Raw genomic sequence first — 18,761 nt, forward strand, 5'->3', positions numbered from 1 at the left:
CTCGGTCAACTTCATGGCCAACAACCTCACGGATCAGGTGCGAAATATCGCGCAGGTGACCACGGCGGTGGCGCGTGGTGATCTGTCGCAGAAGATCGAGGTCGATGCCCGGGGCGAGATCCTGGAGCTCAAGAACACCATCAACACCATGGTGGATCAGCTCTCCGCCTTCGCCGCGCAGGTGACCCGGGTGGCGCGGGATGTGGGGACCGAGGGGCGTCTGGGGGGTCAGGCGCAGGTGCCCGGGGTGGCGGGGGTGTGGCGTGATCTGACCGACTCGGTCAACTTCATGGCCAACAACCTCACGGATCAGGTGCGAAATATCGCGCAGGTGACCACGGCGGTGGCGCGTGGTGATCTGTCGCAGAAGATCCAAGTCGATGCCCGGGGCGAGATCCTGGAGCTCAAGAACACCATCAACACCATGGTCGATCAGCTCTCCGCCTTCGCGGACGAGGTCACCAGGGTGGCCAGGGACGTCGGTACCGAGGGCATCCTGGGCGGTCAGGCCAGCGTGCCCGGCGTCTCCGGGACCTGGAAGGACCTGACCAACAGCGTCAACCTGATGGCCAACAACCTGACCAGTCAGGTGCGCAACATCGCTGAGGTGACCACGGCGGTGGCCCGCGGCGACGTCTCGAAGAAGATCACCGTGGACGCCCGCGGCGAGATCCTCGAACTGGTCACCACCGTCAACACGATGGTCGACCAACTGAGCGCGTTCGCCGACGAGGTGACCCGGGTGGCCCGCGAGGTGGGCACCGACGGGATCCTGGGCGGCCAGGCGCGGGTCCGCGGGGTCTCGGGCATCTGGAAGGACCTGACCGACAACGTCAACTTCATGGCGTCCAACCTGACCAGCCAGGTCCGCAACATCGCCGAGGTGGCCACCGCGGTGGCCCGCGGCGACCTGTCCAAGAAGATCACCATCGAGGCCCAGGGCGAGGTCGCGGCGCTGGCCGGCACCCTGAACACGATGGTCGACCAGCTGAGCGCGTTCGCCGTCCAGGTGACCCGGGTGGCCCGCGAGGTGGGCACCGACGGCATCCTGGGCGGTCAGGCGGACGTTCCGGGCGTGGCCGGGATCTGGAAGGACCTGACCGACAACGTCAACTTCATGGCGTCCAACCTGACCAGCCAGGTCCGCAACATCGCCCTGGTGATCACGGCGGTGGCCCGCGGCGACCTGTCGCAGAAGATCGATGTCGACGCGGCCGGCGAGATCCTGGAGCTGAAGACCAGCATCAACACGATGGTCGACCAGCTGAGCGCGTTCGCCGACGAGGTGACCCGGGTGGCCCGCGAGGTGGGCACCGACGGTCGGCTCGGCGGCCAGGCCCGGGTGCCCGGCGCGGACGGCACCTGGCAGGACCTGACCGAGTCGGTGAACGAGCTGGCCAACAACCTGACCAGGCAGGTGCGGGCCATCGCCCAGGTGGCCACCGCGGTGACCCGCGGCGACCTGTCCTTGCGGATCGACGTCGACGCCTCGGGCGAGATCGACGAGCTCAAGGACAACATCAACCAGATGATCGCCAACCTGCGCGAGACCACCCGCACCAACCAGGAGCAGGACTGGCTGAAGACCAACATGGCCCGGTTCTCGGGCCTGTTGCAGGGCCGCCGCGACCTGGAGGCGGTCGCCTCGCTGATCATGTCCGAGCTGACCCCGGTGGTCTCCGCCCAGCACGGCGCCTTCTTCCTGGCCCAGCCGGCCGGCCGCACCGCCGAGATGATCACCGAGGACGACGACGAGTCCGACACCGTGCTGCGGCTGATCGGCTCCTACGGCTACCAGCGCCGCTCGATGCCCACCACCTTCCGCCCCGGCGAGTCCCTGGTCGGCCAGGCGGCGGTGGAGAAGCGCCCGATCAGCCTCACCGAGGCGCCTCCCGGCTACCTGCGGATCTCCTCCGGCCTCGGCGAGGCCTCGCCCGCGCACGTGGTGGTGCTGCCGGTGCTCTTCGAGGGCCGGCTGCTCGGGGTGATCGAGCTGGCCACCTTCGCCTCCTTCACCACCGTGGTGATGGACTTCCTGAACCAGATCGCCGACCTGATCGGCGTCACCGTCAACACCATCAGCGTCAACACCAAGACCGAGGGCCTGCTCCTGGAGTCCCAGCGACTGACCGCCGAACTCTCCATGCGGTCGGCCGAGTTGGAGGCCCGCCAGGAGGAGCTGGAGCGCACCAACGAGGAGCTCCAGGAGAAGGCCGAGCAACTGGCCCAGCAGAACCGCGACATCGAGATCAAGAACAGCGAGATCGAGGAGGCCCGCAAGGTCCTGGAGGAGCGCGCCGAGCAGCTCGCCCTCGCCTCGCGCTACAAGAGCGAGTTCCTGGCCAACATGTCGCACGAGCTGCGCACCCCGCTCAACTCGCTGCTGATCCTGGCCAAGCTGCTCTCCGACAACAACGAGGGCAACCTCTCGCCCAAGCAGGTCGAGTTCGCCGACACCATCCACGGCGCCGGCTCCGACCTGCTCCAGCTGATCAACGACATCCTGGACCTGTCCAAGGTCGAGGCCGGCAAGATGGACGTCCGCCCGGCGAAGATCGCCCTGGTCCAGCTGACCGACTATGTCGAGGCGGCGTTCCGGCCGCTGACCGCGGACAAGGGCCTGGACTTCACGGTCACCGTCTCGCCCGAGCTGCCGCCCACCCTGCACACCGACGAGCAGCGGCTCCAGCAGGTGCTGCGCAATCTGCTCTCCAACGCCGTGAAGTTCACCGACAGCGGCGCGGTGCACCTGGACATCGAGCCGGCCGGGTCGGTGGTGCCGCAGCACGTGCGCGAGCAACTGCTGGAGTCGGGTCAGATCGACGACCCCGACGCCACGTTGGTGGCCTTCGCGGTGACCGACACCGGCATCGGCATCCCCGGCAACAAGCTGCGCGAGATCTTCGAGGCGTTCAAGCAGGCCGACGGCGGCACCAGCCGCAAGTACGGCGGTACGGGCCTGGGCCTGTCGATCAGCCGGGAGATCGCCCGGCTGCTCGGCGGCGAGATCCACGCCGAGAGCGAGCTGGGCGAGGGCAGCACCTTCACCCTCTATCTGCCGCTGCGCAGCGACGCACCGCAGGGCTCGGCGGACCGCGAGCGGCTCGGCGGCGCCGCTGCGTTGGGCGGCCCGCTGCGGGCCAGCGTCGGCATCACCCCCACCGGCCTGCCGGTGCCGGTCGGCGAGAGTCCGGCCGAGCACTGGGCGCAGGAGGTGCGGGAGCTGGCGATGGAGCGCCGCCGGGACGCTGCCGAGCGGCGCCGCACGGCCGGTGAGGCCGGTTCGGTGCCCGCCGGACGCGCCGAGGACGAGCTGCCCGCACCCCGGGCCGGGGCCGGACCGCAGTTCGAGGGCCGGTTCGGCGGCGAGGAGGTGCTGATCGTCGACGACGACGTGCGCAACGTCTTCGCCCTCACCAGCGTGCTGGAGCAGTACGGGCTGACCGTGCTGTACGCGGAGAACGGCCGCGAGGGTATCGAGGTCCTGGAACAGCATGAGAACGTGGCGCTGGTCCTGATGGACATCATGATGCCGGAGATGGACGGTTACGCGACCACCGAGGCGATCCGCCGGATGCCCCAGTTCGCCGGCCTGCCGATCATCGCGCTGACCGCCAAGGCGATGAAGGGCGACCGGGAGAAGAGCATCGAGGCGGGCGCCTCCGATCACGTCACCAAGCCGGTGGACACCGACCACCTGTTGAACGTGATGCGCCAGTGGCTGGGGGCGCGTGGTTAGCTCGCGGGCATCGGCGTTTACTGGCGGGCCGGACCGGGAACCCGCTAGGGTCACTCATCGTTGCGAACAGTAACCGAATGGCGACGGTGTGCAGGACCGCACCCGGGCCCTTCGGGGCGGCAGGCGCTTCGAGGGCCTGTTGGGACCATCCGATAGGGCAGGGCTTGGGGGTGCGGCTAGCATGACCGGGTCGGTAGCAGGCGGTACACGGGTGCCGTCGCGCGGAAAACAGGTGGGCTATCCGGCAGGAGGGCGGGTCGTGGTGCAGAAAGCGAAGATCCTCCTGGTCGACGACCGACCGGAGAACCTCCTCGCGCTGGAGGCCATCCTCTCCGCGCTGGACCAGACGCTGGTGCGCGCGGTCTCCGGTGAGGAGGCGCTCAAGGCGCTGCTCACCGACGACTTCGCGGTGATCCTGCTGGACGTCCAGATGCCGGGCATGGACGGCTTCGAGACCGCCGCGCACATCAAGCGCCGCGAGCGGACCAGAGACATCCCGATCATCTTCCTGACCGCGATCAACCACGGCCCGCACCACACCTTCCGGGGTTACGCGGCCGGCGCGGTGGACTACATCTCCAAGCCGTTCGACCCCTGGGTGCTGCGCGCCAAGGTCTCCGTCTTCGTCGACCTCTATGTGAAGAACTGCCAGCTCAAGGAGCAGGCCGCGCTGCTGCGGCTGCAGTTGGAGGACGACCGGCAGGGCCGGGACCGCTCGGAGCCGCTGCTGACCGAGCTCTCCGCGCGGCTGGCCTCGGTCGAGGAGCAGGCCGAGGCGCTGACCAAGCAGCTGGGCGACTCGCCCGACGCCGGGGCGGCGGCCACCGCGGCCCACCTGGAGCGCAAGCTGGCCGGTCTGCGGGCGGCGCTGGAGGCACTGCGCCCCGGCACGCAGTCGGCCTGAGGGAGAATCAGCCCGCCGCTGCGCCGGCCGGGTGACTTCGGATCCCGCTGACGGTGTGTCGCAGTGCTTCCGCGACACGCCAGGGTCATGACGGTCGGTCATGTGTCCACGGCTCAGGGCCGCCGGTAGGCTCTGGTGCCATGGCCTCACGGACGCCCGGCAGCACCGCACGCACCACGAGTCCGGGACCGGCGAAGAAGGCCGCCCCGGCGAAGAAGTCCGCAACCCGCAAGCCGGCGGCCAAGCCCGCGGCGAAACCGGTTGGCAAGGCGTCCGCCAAGCCCGGTCCGGTCAAGGGCGCCGCCAGGCCGGCCGGAAGGCCCGCTGCGCGCAAGGCGGCCGCGAAGCCGCCCGCCCCCACCCCGGCCCCCGCCCGTCCCGCCAGGTCGCAGCAGCCGATACTCTTCCGCGCCGTCCGAGCCTGCTGGCTGGGCCTGGCCCACAGCATCGGCGCGGTCTTCCGCGGTTTCGGCGACGGCGCCAAGGGGTTGCACCCGGTTCACCGCAAGGACGGCCAGGCGCTGCTGCTGCTGGCGCTGGCCCTGGTCACCGCGGCCGGCACCTGGTTCAGCCCGCAGGGCTGGCTCGGCGGTGTGGCCACCAGCGTGGTCAGTGGCCTGTTCGGGCGCCTCGACGTGCTGATCCCGCTGATGCTGGCGGCGATCGCGATCCGGCTGATGCGCCACCCGGAGCTGCCGGAGGCCAACGGACGGGTCGTCATCGGCCTGAGCACGCTGGTGATCGGCGTGCTCGGCCTGATCCACATCGGTTCCGGCGCACCGGGGATGCAGAGCGGTGCGACCCGGATCCGGCAGGCCGGCGGCATCCTCGGCTGGGCCGCCTCCACGCCGATGATGGCCGCCGCGGGGCCGCCGCTGGCGGTGCCGCTCTTGCTGCTGCTGACCTTCTTCGGCCTGCTGGTGGTCACCGCCACCCCGGTCAACAAGATCCCCGAGCGGCTGCGGCTGCTCGGCGAGCGGCTGGGTGTGGTGGAGGCCGCACCGGTGGACGAGCTGGACGGCTACGGCGAGTACGACGAGTTCGGTGAGTACGCCACCGGCGATCGCGAGCTGTCCACCGACCCGCCGGAGGACGCCGACCCCGATGCGCTGCCCTACACGGTGGAGGAGGACCCCTCCGACGAGGTGGCCGCCCGCCGGCGCCGGCGCGGGCGCCGCAAGCAGGTGGACGAGCCGGAGCTCGCGCCCGCCGTGCCCGACATGTTCCTCAAGGACCCGTTCCAGACCCGCGACCTGGCCGCCGGGGTGGCCGCCGACCTGGACGGCGCGCTGCTGCACGGCGTGCCGGCCTCGCCCGCGGTGGCCAGCATCATGCACCAGGTGCAGGACCGCACCGCCCCGCCGGAGGAGCCGGCCGTCCCGCCGGCGCGCACATCGGCGTCCGGCCCGCCCGGAGACCAGCCGGCCGCCGAGCACGGCCAGGCGCCGAGCCGGATGGAGCAGCTCCAGCTGCACAGCGGTGGCGGCTACGCGCTGCCCTCGCTGGACCTGCTGGAGCGCGGCGGCCCGGGCAAGACCCGCAGCGAGCTGAACGACCAGGTGGTCGCCCAGCTCACCTCCACCTTCGCCGAGTTCAAGGTGGACGCGAAGGTCACCGGTTTCACCCGGGGGCCGACGGTCACCCGTTACGAGGTGGAGCTGGGCCCGGCCGTCAAGGTCGAGCGGATCACCGCGCTGGCCAAGAACATCGCCTACGCGGTGGCCAGTGCGGACGTGCGGATCATCAGCCCGATCCCGGGCAAGTCTGCGGTGGGCATCGAGATCCCCAACGGGGACCGCGAGATGGTCAACCTCGGCGACCTGCTGCGCTCGCGCAGCGCCGCCGAGGACACCCACCCGATGGTGGTCGGCATGGGCAAGGACGTCGAGGGCCACACGGTGCTCGCCAACCTGGCCAAGATGCCGCACATCCTGGTCGCCGGCGCCACCGGCGCGGGCAAGTCCTCGTGCATCAACTGCCTGATCACCTCGGTGCTGGCCCGGGCCACCCCGGACGAGGTCCGGATGGTGCTGGTCGACCCCAAGCGGGTCGAGCTGACCGCCTACGAGGGGATCCCGCACCTGATCACTCCGATCATCACCAACCCGAAGAAGGCCGCCGAGGCGCTGCAGTGGGTGGTCCGCGAGATGGACCTGCGCTACGACGACCTCGCGGCCTACGGTTTCCGCCACGTGGACGACTTCAACGCCGCGGTCAAGGCCGGCAAGGTGACCCCGCCGCTGGGCAGCGAGCGGGAGCTGACGCCGTACCCCTACCTGCTGGTGATCGTCGACGAGCTGGCGGACCTGATGATGGTCGCCCCGCGCGACGTCGAGGACTCGGTGGTCCGGATCACCCAGCTGGCCCGGGCCGCCGGCATCCACCTGGTGCTCGCCACCCAGCGGCCCTCGGTGGACGTGGTGACCGGCCTGATCAAGGCCAACGTGCCCTCCCGGCTGGCCTTCGCCACCTCGGCGATGGCCGACTCCCGGGTCATCCTGGACCAGCCGGGCGCCGAGAAGCTGATCGGCAAGGGTGACGCGCTCTTCCTGCCGATGGGTGCGAGCAAGCCGGTCCGGATGCAGGGCGCCTTCGTCACCGAGGCCGAGATCGCGGCGATCGTGCAGCACTGCAAGGACCAGCTGACCGCGGTCTACCGCGACGACGTCACGGTCGGCGGCGGCCCCAAGAAGGAGATCGACGAGGAGATCGGCGACGACCTGGACCTGCTGATCCAGGCTGCCGAGCTGGTGGTCTCCACCCAGTTCGGCTCGACCTCGATGCTCCAGCGCAAGCTGCGGGTCGGCTTCGCCAAGGCCGGCCGGCTGATGGACCTGATGGAGTCGCGCGGCATCGTGGGGCCGAGCGAGGGGTCCAAGGCCCGCGATGTGCTGGTCAAACCGGACGAACTGGACGGGGTGCTGGCCATCATCCGCGGGTAGTGCTCTGAAGGGACGTCAGCGGCCTTGCGGGACCGTTGGTGCGCCTGGGCAGAGGGCGCGCGTTCGGTCGAACTCCGGTTGAGAAACGATTCGCCCCCGCCCCTAGACTGTGTCCTCAGCAGGTGGCTCCGCTCGAAAGGCGCGCCCAGTGACCATCGGCAAGTCTTCCCACCGCGACCACGGCCGATCCTCCGACGCCCGCTCGGCCGAGACCGACAGCGCGACCGGCCCGCAGGCCGGCGCCGTATCGGACACCCGCCCGACCATCGGCCGGGTGCTGGCCGATGCCCGCCTCGCCGCCGGGCTGACGGTGGACGAGGTGAGCGCCAGTACCCGGGTGCGGGTGCCGATCGTGCACGCGATCGAGGAGGACGATTTCAGCCGCTGCGGCGGCGACTTCTACGCCCGGGGGCATCTGCGCTCGCTGGCCCGCGCGGTCGGCGCCGACGGCGACGCCCTGGTGGCCCGCTACGACGACCTCCACGGCACCGCCCCGGTGGTGCTGGCCCCGGTGGCCAGGCTGGACGCCAAGCGGATCCGGGCCGACCGCGGCCGACCGACCTGGACCGGCGCGATGCTGGTGGCGATCGCCGCGGTGGTGCTGCTGATCGTTTTCAACCTGTTCAGCAGCAAGCCGGGCAAGGCCGCCGCCGGCGCCGCCTCCTCGCCGCTGCCCAGCGTCGCGGCCTCGGCGTCCGCCTCGCCCTCGCCCAGCGCCTCGCCCGCCCAGCCGCCCGCCCCCGCGCCCAGCATCGCCCCGATCGCCGCCGCCCCGGCGGACAAGGTGACCGTGAAACTGGTCGCCGAGGGCGGCGCCAGCTGGGTATCGGCGCTGGACGGCGACGGCAACTCGCTCTTCCAGAACGACATGGACGACGGCTCGAACCAGACGTTCACCGACCCCAAGCAGATCAAGCTGGTGATCGGCAACGCGGCCGCCGTGCACCTGTACGTCAACGGCAAGGATCTGGGTCCGGCGGGCAAGGACGGCCAGGTGGTGCACCTCACCTACACGCCCGGCGACCCCCAGGCCGGCTAGCCACAGCGGCGGCCCGGACCACCTGATCATCGCCGCGCGGCCTCCGGGGGAAACGACACCGGGGGCCGCGCGTTAATCTTGGCCCTATGCCTGAACGCCGTACTGTCGCACTGGTCACGCTCGGATGCGCCCGCAACGAGGTCGACTCCGAGGAACTCGCCGGGCGACTGGAAGCCGATGGCTGGCAACTGGTCGACGACGCGAGCGAGGCGGACGTCGCCGTCGTCAACACCTGCGGCTTCGTCGAAGCCGCCAAGAAGGACTCCGTCGACGCCCTGCTGGAGGCCAACGACCTCAAGGGTCACGGCCGCACCCAGGCCGTGGTGGCGGTCGGCTGCATGGCCGAGCGCTACGGCAAGGAGCTGGCCGACGCGCTGCCGGAGGCCGACGGCGTGCTCGGCTTCGACGACTACACCGACATCAGCGACCGCCTGCAGACCATCCTGTCCGGCGGCCACCACGCGCCGCACCTGCCGCGCGACCGCCGCAAGCTGCTCCCGCTGACCCCCGTCGAGCGGCAGGCCGCGGCGGCCGAGGTCGCGCTGCCGGGTCACGGTGCATCCCCCACCGAGAAGATCACCGACCTGCCGGACGGCGTGGCCCCGGCCTCCGGGCCGCGCACCCTGCGCAAGCGGCTGGACGACAGCCCGGTGGCCTCGATCAAGCTGGCCTCCGGCTGCGACCGGCGCTGCTCGTTCTGCGCCATCCCGGCCTTCCGCGGCTCGTTCATCTCCCGGCGTCCCTCGGACGTGCTGAACGAGGCCGTCTGGCTGGCCGAGCAGGGCGTCAGCGAGGTGGTCCTGGTCAGCGAGAACAACACCTCGTACGGCAAGGACCTGGGCGACATCCGCCTGCTGGAGACGCTGCTGAGCGAGATCGCCGCCGTCCCGGGCATCGAGCGGGTGCGGGTCAGCTACCTGCAGCCCGCCGAGATGCGTCCGGGCCTGATCGAGGCGATGACCTCGACGGCCGGCGTGGTGCCCTACTTCGACCTGTCCTTCCAGCACTCGGCCCCCGCCGTGCTGCGGCGGATGCGCCGGTTCGGCAACACCGACCAGTTCCTCGACCTGCTGAAGACCATCCGGGACAAGGCCCCGCAGGCCGGTGCCCGGTCCAACTTCATCGTCGGGTTCCCGGGCGAGAGCGAGCAGGACTTCGCCGAGCTGGAACGGTTCGTCAACGAGGCCGGGCTGGACGCGATCGGCGTCTTCGGCTACTCGGACGAGGACGGCACCGAGGCCGCCACCTTCGAGGGCAAACTCCCCGAGGACGTGGTGGCCGAGCGGCTGGCCAAGCTCTCCCGGCTCGCCGAGGAGCTGACCGCGCAGCGCGCCGAGCAGCGGATCGGCACCGAGGTGGAGGTGCTGGTGGAGGCCGTCCTGGTGGCGGAGGACGACGGCGAGCAGCTGGTCGAGGGCCGCTCGGCGCACCAGGCGCCGGAGACCGACGGCCTGACCACGCTGATCGGTGCGCCCGAGGCCGAGGCCGGCCAGTACTACCGGGCCCGCGTGGTGGCCAGCGAAGGCGTCGACCTGGTCGCCGAGGCGATCGAGCTCGTCCGCAAGGCGGCCGCGGCATGACCGGCGGGCCGGGCAGCCCGGCAGCGGCCCGCCCGGCCCAGCAGGGGACGGCGCGAGCTGCGGTGCCGCCGCTGTGGAACCTCGCGAACCTGCTGACCATGCTCCGGCTCGCGCTGGTGCCGGTCTTCGTGTTCCTGCTGTTCGTGGACGGCGGGCACGACCCCAAGTGGCGGGCGGTGGCCTGGGCCTCGTTCGCGATCGCGATGATCACCGACCTGTTCGACGGGGAGATCGCCCGGCGCAAGGGCCTGGTCACCGACTTCGGCAAGATCGCGGACCCGATCGCCGACAAGGCGATCATGGGTGCCGCACTGATCGGCCTCTCGGTGCTGGGCGATCTGCCGTGGTGGATCACCGCGGTGATCCTGGCCCGCGAGCTCGGCATCACGCTGCTGCGGTTCTGGGTGATCCGCTACAGCGTGATCCCGGCCAGCCGGGGCGGCAAGCTCAAGACGCTCACCCAGGGCATCGCGGTGGGTATGTATGTGCTGCCGCTGACCGGCTGGCTGGCCACCGGGCGCGCGGTGCTGATCGCGCTCGCGGTGGTGCTGACGGTGGCCACCGGGGCGGACTACGTGCGCCAGGCCGTCCGGCTGCGGCGCGAGGGCATGGCCCGGGAGAGGCAGGCTCGATGACCGAGTACGTTCCGCTCGCCGAGCGGGTGCACACCGAGCTGCGCACGCTGGGCGCCACGGTGGCGGTGGCCGAGTCGCTGACCGGCGGCCTGCTCTCCGCGCAGCTGGTCGAGGTCCCCGGTGCCTCGCAGACCTTCCGCGGCTCGGTCACCGCCTACGCCACCGAGCTCAAGGCGGCGGTGCTGGGGGTGGACGAGGGGCTGCTCGCGGTCCACGGACCCGTCCACCCGGTGGTGGCGCGCCAGATGGCCGAGGGGGTGCGCCGACTGCTGGGCGCCACCTACGGGCTGGGCACCACCGGTGTGGCCGGGCCGACCGAACAGGACGGTCACGCGGTCGGCACAGTACATCTGGGATTCGCCGGTCCGGGGGGAACTGCCGTGAGATCGCCCCAGCTGTCGGGGGACCGTGCCACAATCCGACGCAAGGCGGTGGCCGGTGCGCTGGAGCTGCTGCTGGACCGGATTGCCGCCGGGGCGGACGCAACCGGCACCACAAGCGTCAACTGAACAACGGCTGAACAGGCAGAATCCGGGAAGCCTTTTCATACAAGGGGCGTGCTGGCGCCAGGGGCGGGAACAACAGGGGAGGGCAGAGGCTTGCAGCCCAGAGTGAACACGACCACGGTCCCCGCACACGAAGCGGGCAAGGCGGTACGGTGGGGACGTGACATCTCGATCCGCAGTCCGAGGAGGGAGCCACCGATGATCCTGCTCCGTCGCCTCTTGGGTGACGTGCTGCGTCGGCAGCGCCAGCGCCAGGGCCGCACACTTCGCGAGGTGTCGGCTGCCGCACGAGTCTCGCTCGGATACCTCTCCGAGGTCGAGCGCGGGCAGAAGGAGGCCTCCTCCGAGCTGCTCTCCGCGATCTGCGATGCGCTCGACGTCCGGATGTCCGAGGTCATGCGTGAGGTGAGCGACGAGCTGTCGCTGGCCGAGCTCGCAGCGATGACCGCGCTCTCCGAGGACGGCCTGCTGCGTCCGGTGCTGGAGCCCGTGCAGCTGCCGGCCCCGGGTGAGCGGATGAGCTCGATCACTCCTAAGGCCGCTGCGGTGGACGTCGTCGCTGCCTGACCTCAGCCTGCAAGAGGGGGCTGAGCGAAGGAGTCGGACATGCACCGGTCGACCGAAGGCCGTTCCGCAGCTCGAATAGGCCGAGCCGGTCGACGCGGGCCTTCGCCTTCACACGGTCTGCGCCGCTGGGCGCCGGCTGTGCTGTTCGGCACCGTGGCCCTTGGCGCGCTCTGCTGGTTCCTGCTGCCGGCGGCCGCTCGACCCGGCGGGTCCGGCACCCTGCTCGCGCTGCTCACACTGGGCGGTTGGGGTCTTGGGCTGCTCCCGGTGCACAGCGACCGGCGCAACCAGGGACCGGCCCGCGGGCTAGCCGCGCAGCCGCAGCCCGCGCGGGGTGGGGTGGAAGCCGCCGGCCTCCAGAGCGGCGCCGAGCGCTGAGTCCAGCGCGCCCTCGCCGTTCGTCCGCTCCACGGTCAGCCCGCTCAGCAGGCCGCGCCGCACCGCGTCGGCCAGCGCCTGCACCGCCGCCGTCAGCACCGCTTCGCGCTCGGCCCAGCAGAGCAGGGACTTGCCACCGCGCTCCAGGTAGAGCGCGAGTTCGCCGTCGACCAGGACCACCAGCGCACCGGCCTTGCGTCCGGGACGGTGGGCGCCGGCCCGCTCGCCCGGTGGCTCGGGCCAGGGCAGCGCCGCCCCGTACGCGTTGGCCGGGTCGGCCGCGGCCAGCAACTGCGCCTGGGGCTGGGACTGGGACCGGGCCGACTGCTCGGCAGCACTGGCGGGCGTCGCCCCGGTGACGGCGGGCCAGCCCGTGGCGTCGAGGCGCTCCAGCCGGCCGTTGACCGACCGGAGCCGGTCCACCGCGCCGTCCAGCGCGAACTGTGCGCCGCCCAGCCCCTCGACCAGATAGCCGCGGCGGGCCCGACCGCGCTCCTCGAAGGCCGCGAGCACCCGGTAGACCGCGGCGAAGCCGCCCTGGATCCGCTCGGCCTGCACGGCGCCCCGGGTGAGCACGCCGTACCGGTCCAGCAGCACCTGTGCCTGGGCGGCGGCCCGGGCGGTCGGCTCGGCGGGCTCGGGCAGCAGCGACCAGCGGCCGCCCACCGTGGGGTCGGCGAGCCGGGCCGGGGTGCGGCCCAGCGCGCCGTAGCGGCCGCGCGGGACGCTGCGCGGCGCCCGGTGTGCGGTGGCACCCGCGGTGCGGGCCGAGCCCAGCAGGGCCCGCACCGGGCCGAGGGTGTCGTTGGTGACCTGGCCGGCCCAGACCAGGTCCCACAGGGCGGCGGTCAGCTCCGGATCGGAGGTGTCCGGCACCTGTTCGCGCAGCTGGCGGAAGTTCAGCCCGTAGCCGCTGGCCAGCGCGGCCAGCAGGGCCTCGTGCAGGGGCGTGCGGGTGAGCGGGAGGGGCTCGGGGCGCACCAGATCGGCGCTCTCGCCCAGGTGCAGGCTGATCCAGCCGTCCTTGCCGGGCAGCGCCCCCGCGCCGGTCCAGCCGATCTCGCCGTCGGCCATCAGCTTGTCCAGCAGGGCGGGCTGGTAGTCGTTCAGCCGGCTCGGGAGCACCAGGCGCTCCAGCGCCGAGGCCGGCACGGCTGCGCCCTGGAGCTGCTCGACCACCCGGAACAGACCGTCCTCGCCGCGCAGCTGATGGCCGCTCAGGTGCTGCCACTGGGGCAGGAAGGCGGCCAGCGCACGCGCCGGCACCGCCTCCACCTCCTGGCGCAGCGCGGCCAGCGAGCGGCGCCGCAGCCGGCGCAGCGCCTCGGCATCGCACCACTCGGCCTCACCGGTGCCGCCGGCCTCCACCGGGCGGAACTCGCCCGCCACCAGGCGTCCGGCGGCGGTGAGCCGCTGCAGCGCGCCGGTGACCACGGCGGTGCCGAGCCCGAACCGGGTGGCGGCCTGCTGGGCGGTGAACGGTCCGTTGGTGCGGGCGTGGCGGGCCAGCAGGTCACCGAGCGGATCCTTGACCGGTTCGGTGAAGGCCTCCGGGATGCCCACCGGCAGTGGGGTGCCGAGCGCGTCGCTGAGCCGCCCGGCGTCCTCGATGGCGGCCCAGCGCTGCTCGCCCGCGATCCTGACCTGGATGGCCCGGCGGGCGGCCTGGAGTTCGGCGGACCAGGCCGGCTCGGCGCCGCGGGCGACCAGTTCGGCGGTGCTGAGCGGGCCGAGCAGGCGCAAGGCGTCGGCGACGCCCTCGACGTCCTTGATCCGGCGCTCGGGGGTGAGCCGCTGCAGCTCGGCCTCCAGCTCGGCCAGCACCGCCGGATCGATCAGCTCGCGCAGCTCGGCCTGCCCGAGCAGCTCGGCGAGCAGCCGGGAGTCCAGCGCGAGCGCGGCGGCCCGGCGCTCGGCGAGCGGGGAATCGCCCTCGTAGAGGTACTGGGCGACATAGCCGAAGAGCAGTGAGCGGGCGAAGGGGGAGGGCTCGGGAGTGGTGACCTCGACCAGCCGGACGGCGCGCGACTCCAGGTCGCGCATCAACTCGACCAGCCCGGGGAGGTCGAAGACGTCCTGGAGGCACTCGCGGACCGCCTCCAGCACGATCGGGAAGGACCCGAACTCGCCGGCCACCTCCAGCAGCTGGGCGGCGCGCTGGCGCTGCTGCCAGAGCGGGGTGCGCTTGCCGGGGCTGCGGCGGGGCAGCAGCAGGGCCCGCCCGGCGCACTCGCGGAACCGGGAGGCGAACAGTGCCGAGCCGCCGATCTGGTCGGTGACCAGCTGCTCGATCTCGGCGGGGTCGAACAGCGCGGCATCGGCGCCCACCGGGGCTTCATCGCCCGACAGGGCGCAGGACACGGGCGAGGCGGTCGGCTCGCCGCCGGCCGCGGGCGCGTCGGGTGACGCGAAGTCGAACAGGTCGACGTCCGGCAGCCGGAGCACGATGCCGTCGTCGCCGTGCATCACCTGCGGGTCGAGGCCGTGCCGCTCGCGCAGCCGAGCGCCCAGCGCCAGCGCCCAGGGCGCGTGCACCTGGGCGCCGAACGGGGAGTGGATGACGATCCGCCAGTCGCCCAGCTCGTCGCGGAAGCGCTCGACCACGATGGTGCGGTCGTCGGGCAGGTGGCCGGCCGCCTCGCGCTGCTCGGCAAGGTAGCTGAGCAGGTTGCCGGCCGCCCAGTCGTCCAGCCCGGCACCGAGCAGGCGCTCCTTCGCCCGCGGCTCGGGCAGCGCGCCCAGCTCACGGACGAAGGCGCCCAGCGCCCGGCCCAGCTCCAGCGGGCGGCCCAGCGAGTCGCCCTTCCAGAAGGGCAGCCGCCCGGGCACTCCGGGGGCCGGGGTGACCAGCACCTTGTCATGGGTGATCTCCTGGATCCGCCAGGAGCTGGTGCCCAGGGTGAAGACATCGCCGACCCGGGACTCGTAGACCATCTCCTCGTCGAGCTCCCCGACCCGTCCACCCCCCTTCTTGGGGTCTGCGCCGGCGATGAAGACGCCGAACAGCCCCCGGTCGGGGATGGTGCCGCCGGAGGTGACGGCCAGGCGCTGGGCGCCGGGGCGGCCGGTGACGGTGCCCGCGACCCGGTCCCAGACCAGGCGGGGGCGCAGCTCGGCGAAGGCGTCCGAGGGGTAGCGGCCGGCCAGCATGTCGAGCACCGAGTCGAAGGCGGACTGCGGCAGCGCGCTGAACGGCGCGGCGCGGCGGACCAGGGCGAGCAGCTCGGCCACGTCCCAGGTGTCGAGCGCGGTGATCGCCACCAACTGCTGGGCGAGCACGTCCAGCGGATTGCGCGGCACCCGCAGCGCCTCGATCTGCCCGGACCGCATCCGCTCGGTGACCACCGCGGACTGCACCAGGTCGCCCCGGTACTTGGGGAAGACCACGCCGGTGGAGACGGCGCCCACCTGGTGCCCGGCCCGGCCGACCCGCTGGAGCCCCGAGGCCACCGAGGGCGGCGACTCGACCTGGACCACCAGGTCGACGGCGCCCATGTCGATCCCCAGCTCCAGGCTGGAGGTGGCCACCACGGCGGGCAGCCGGCCGGCCTTGAGGTCCTCCTCCACCTGGGCGCGCTGCTCCTTGGAGACCGAGCCGTGGTGGGCCCGGGCCAGCACCGGAGGCGCGCCTCTGGCGGCGCCGGCCTCGGCCATCAGCTGGGCGGGGGCGTGCGACTCGGGCAGCGGCCGGCCGGTGGCCCGCTCGTGGGCGATCTCGTTCAGCCGGTTGCACAGGCGCTCGGCCAGGCGGCGCGAGTTGGCGAAGACGATGGTCGAGCGGTGCGCCTGCACCAGATCGACGATCCGCTCCTCGACGTGCGGCCAGATCGAAGCGGCCCGCGCCGGATCCTCCTCGCCACCCGGGCCGCGCGGGCCGCCGGACGGTCCCTGCGCCGGGCTCGGGGAGAGCTCGCCCAGATCGGCGACGGGGACCACCACGGAGAGGTCGAAGCGCTTGGCGGACGGCGGCTGGACGATGGCCGCCTCGCGCTGCGGGCTCAGGAAGCGGGCCACCTCCGCCACCGGGCGGACGGTGGCGGACAGGCCGATCCGGCGGGCCGGGCGCTCCAGCAGCTGGTCCAGCCGCTCCAGGCTCAGCGCGAGGTGGGCGCCGCGCTTGGTGCCGGCCACCGCGTGCACCTCGTCCAGGATCACCGTGTCGATGCCGCGCAGCGCCTCCCGGGAGGCGGAGGTGAGGAGCAGGAAGAGCGACTCCGGGGTGGTGATCAGGATGTCGGGCGGGTGGCTCTGGAACTTGCGCCGCTCGGGCGCCGGGGTGTCTCCCGAGCGGATACCCACCTGGACCTGCGGCTCGGGCAGTCCGAGGCGGATCGAGGCCTGCCGCAGACCGGCCAGCGGTGCGCGCAGGTTGCGCTCGACGTCGACCGCGAGCGCCTTCAGCGGCGAGATGTAGAGGACGCGCAGCCGTTTGCGGGGGTCGGCCGGCGGCGGGGTGCTGCTGAGGTGGTCCAGCGCGGAGAGGAAGGCGGCGAGGGTCTTGCCGGAGCCGGTGGGGGCGACCACCAGGACGTCGTTCTGCTCGCGGATGGCCGCCCAGGCGCCGGCCTGGGCGCTGGTCGGGCCGTCGAACGCGGCCTCGAACCAGGCCCGGGTGGCCGGGGCGAAACCGGCCAGCGGGTCGGGGTGGGAGTGCTGTTCCGCCATGCCCCCATGGTGCCGCGTGCCACTGACAAGCAGGGACAGGCGCCGAGGCGGCGGCATGGGAGGGTGGGGCCGGTGCGGCCGGATGGCGGCGGCAGGCGCTCTGAAAAATGGTCATAAGCGATATTTCGCTCATATGGTGATGCTTCGTGAGGCACGGCTGTGCCGTGTGAGGGCAGGCCGGCAAGGAGCGGAGGACACCCGATGGCCGAGGTTCGGCTGGTCTCCCGTCGTCCGCTGCGCCGCCGGTGGCTGCTGCTGCGCAGCGCGCCGGCCATGCTCGCGGCCGCCCTGCTGCTGGGCGGTGCCGTCCCCTATCTCTCCGGGGCCGACCAGGGCTACCTCAGTTACCTGGTGCTGGCCGACCGGCCGGACGCCCAGGGCTCGGCGGCCGCGCAGAGCGCGGTGCGCGCGGCGGGCGGACAGGTACTGCAGGACTACCCGCAGATCGGCGTCGTGCTGGCCTATGCCAACGAGGCCGCCTTCGCGACCAGGCTGCGCGGGCGGACCGGCATCGCCGCCGTCGGAGCCACCCGGACCGCGCCGGTGCCCGGGCCGCCCGGCGCACTGGCCGGCTCCGGCGACTTCCGCCGCCCGGGCGCCGATGCGGCCGGGACGGTCGAAGGGGACACCACCGCGACCGTGCCCGACCCCGGGGAACGCGGCGCCTGGAACCTCGCCATGATGGGCGGCGGACAGAACACCCAGCCCTCGGCCGCGCTGTTCGCCACCGCCGCGCCGAGCACCCCCGCCCCGACCCACGCCGCGCCGAGCGCCGGGCTGCCGAGCGCCGGTGTGCCGCGCGAGCCGGCGCTGCGCCAGGTCCTGGTGGCGGTGCTCGACTCCGGGGTCGACGACACCCATCCGGACCTGCGCGACGCGGTCAGCCCGGCCGACTCCGCCTCCTGCGCCGACGGCCGTCCCGACGCCCGGTTCGGCGCCTGGCGTCCCGACAGCGGGGTCGCCGAGAGCGGCCACGGCACCCATGTGGCCGGTCTGATCGGCGCCGCGCGGGACGGGCGCGGGGTGGTCGGGGTGGCGCCCGGGGTGCGCATCGCGGCCGTGCGGCTGCTCGGCCCGCTCGGGCAGTACTACCCGGAGAACATCGTCTGCGGGCTGCTCTGGGCCGCCGACCACGGGGCGGTGGCGGTCAACGACAGCTACTTCGCCGACCCGTGGAAGTACAACTGCCCCGAGGATCCGGACCAGGGCGCGATGATCCAGGCGGTGGGCCGTGCGGTCGCCTACGCCCAGCGCCGGGCGCTGGTGGTCGCCTCGGCCGGGAACGACGCCCAGGACCTGGGCGCCGTGCGGGTCGACCAGCGCAGCCCGAACGACCGCGTCAGCGGCCCGGCCCAGGACCGCCGGCTCGGCACCGAGTGCGTCCGGCTGCCCGGCGAGCTGCCGGGGGTGCTCTCGGTCAGCGCGGTGACCCGCAGCGGTGCCATCGCGGCCTACTCGAACTACGGCGAGGGGCGGATCGCGCTGGCCGCGCCGGGTGGTGATCCGGACGGCGGGCCGGACGAGGCGATCGTCTCGGACTGGCCGGGCGGGCGGTACGCGGCGCTGGCCGGCACCTCGATGAGTGCCGCCGAGGTCACCGGCGCGATCGCGGTGGCCGCGGCGCAGCACCCCGGCTGGGGGCCGGAGCGCCTGCACGAGCTGCTGCTGTCCCAGGCCCAGGCGAACTGCCCGGTCGGCCCGGGTGTCTGCCGGGACCGCGCGACGTACGGCGCGGGGATCGTCGCACTGCCGCACTAGCCGGTGGCCGCTCCGGTGGGCCCCGGGGGGTGGGTGTGGCTCGGGGAT

10 protein-coding genes are annotated in these 18,761 nt (G+C 72.7%); 9 read left to right on the top strand and 1 reads right to left on the bottom strand.

The features are described from left to right. The 8 genes from ACFZB9_RS32710 to ACFZB9_RS32745 all read left to right on the top strand — a co-directional run. The coding region (locus ACFZB9_RS32710) for a HAMP domain-containing protein (RefSeq protein ID WP_391453275.1) at positions 1-3,739 on the top strand (3,739 nt) is incomplete at its 5' end. Between the two features lie 259 nt (positions 3,740-3,998). Beyond that, entirely contained in the window at positions 3,999-4,643 is a 645-nt protein-coding gene (locus tag ACFZB9_RS32715) for a response regulator (protein WP_391453277.1), read from the top strand. Positions 4,644-4,783: 140 nt separating this feature from the next. Beyond that, positions 4,784-7,585: a DNA translocase FtsK gene (locus ACFZB9_RS32720; RefSeq protein WP_391453279.1), complete on the top strand. Its 2,802-nt coding sequence runs from the start codon at positions 4,784-4,786 to the stop codon at positions 7,583-7,585. A 148-nt stretch (positions 7,586-7,733) separates the two neighbouring features. After that, the gene (locus ACFZB9_RS32725) at positions 7,734-8,624 is read left to right on the top strand and encodes a helix-turn-helix domain-containing protein (protein ID WP_391453281.1); all 891 of its coding nucleotides are present in this window, start codon (positions 7,734-7,736) and stop codon (positions 8,622-8,624) included. An 86-nt stretch (positions 8,625-8,710) separates the two neighbouring features. Then, the gene (gene rimO / locus ACFZB9_RS32730; RefSeq protein ID WP_391453283.1) at positions 8,711-10,204 is read left to right on the top strand and encodes a 30S ribosomal protein S12 methylthiotransferase RimO; all 1,494 of its coding nucleotides are present in this window, start codon (positions 8,711-8,713) and stop codon (positions 10,202-10,204) included. Beyond that, positions 10,201-10,839 (top strand): CDP-diacylglycerol--glycerol-3-phosphate 3-phosphatidyltransferase, encoded by a 639-nt coding sequence (gene pgsA, locus ACFZB9_RS32735; RefSeq protein ID WP_391453285.1) that lies wholly within the window; start codon positions 10,201-10,203, stop codon positions 10,837-10,839. The genes rimO and pgsA overlap by 4 nt, the downstream gene beginning before the upstream one ends. Next, positions 10,836-11,348, top strand: coding sequence for a CinA family protein (locus ACFZB9_RS32740; RefSeq protein ID WP_391453287.1), 513 nt, complete (start codon positions 10,836-10,838; stop codon positions 11,346-11,348). The genes pgsA and ACFZB9_RS32740 overlap by 4 nt, the downstream gene beginning before the upstream one ends. Positions 11,349-11,543: 195 nt before the next feature. After that, positions 11,544-11,912, top strand: coding sequence for a helix-turn-helix domain-containing protein (locus ACFZB9_RS32745; RefSeq protein WP_184937956.1), 369 nt, complete (start codon positions 11,544-11,546; stop codon positions 11,910-11,912). Positions 11,913-12,218: 306 nt separating this feature from the next. Here the strand turns inward: ACFZB9_RS32745 and ACFZB9_RS32750 are convergent, their stop codons facing one another. Then, positions 12,219-16,955: a DEAD/DEAH box helicase gene (locus ACFZB9_RS32750; RefSeq protein WP_391453289.1), complete on the bottom strand. Its 4,737-nt coding sequence runs from the start codon at positions 16,953-16,955 to the stop codon at positions 12,219-12,221. Between the two features lie 201 nt (positions 16,956-17,156). Between ACFZB9_RS32750 and ACFZB9_RS32755 the strand changes: the two genes are divergently transcribed. Then, entirely contained in the window at positions 17,157-18,713 is a 1,557-nt protein-coding gene (locus ACFZB9_RS32755) for a S8 family serine peptidase (protein ID WP_391453291.1), read from the top strand. Positions 18,714-18,761 lie beyond the last annotated feature (48 nt).

It is taken from the genome of Kitasatospora sp. NPDC008050 (genome assembly GCF_042957465.1).
GTDB lineage: Bacteria > Actinomycetota > Actinomycetes > Streptomycetales > Streptomycetaceae > Kitasatospora.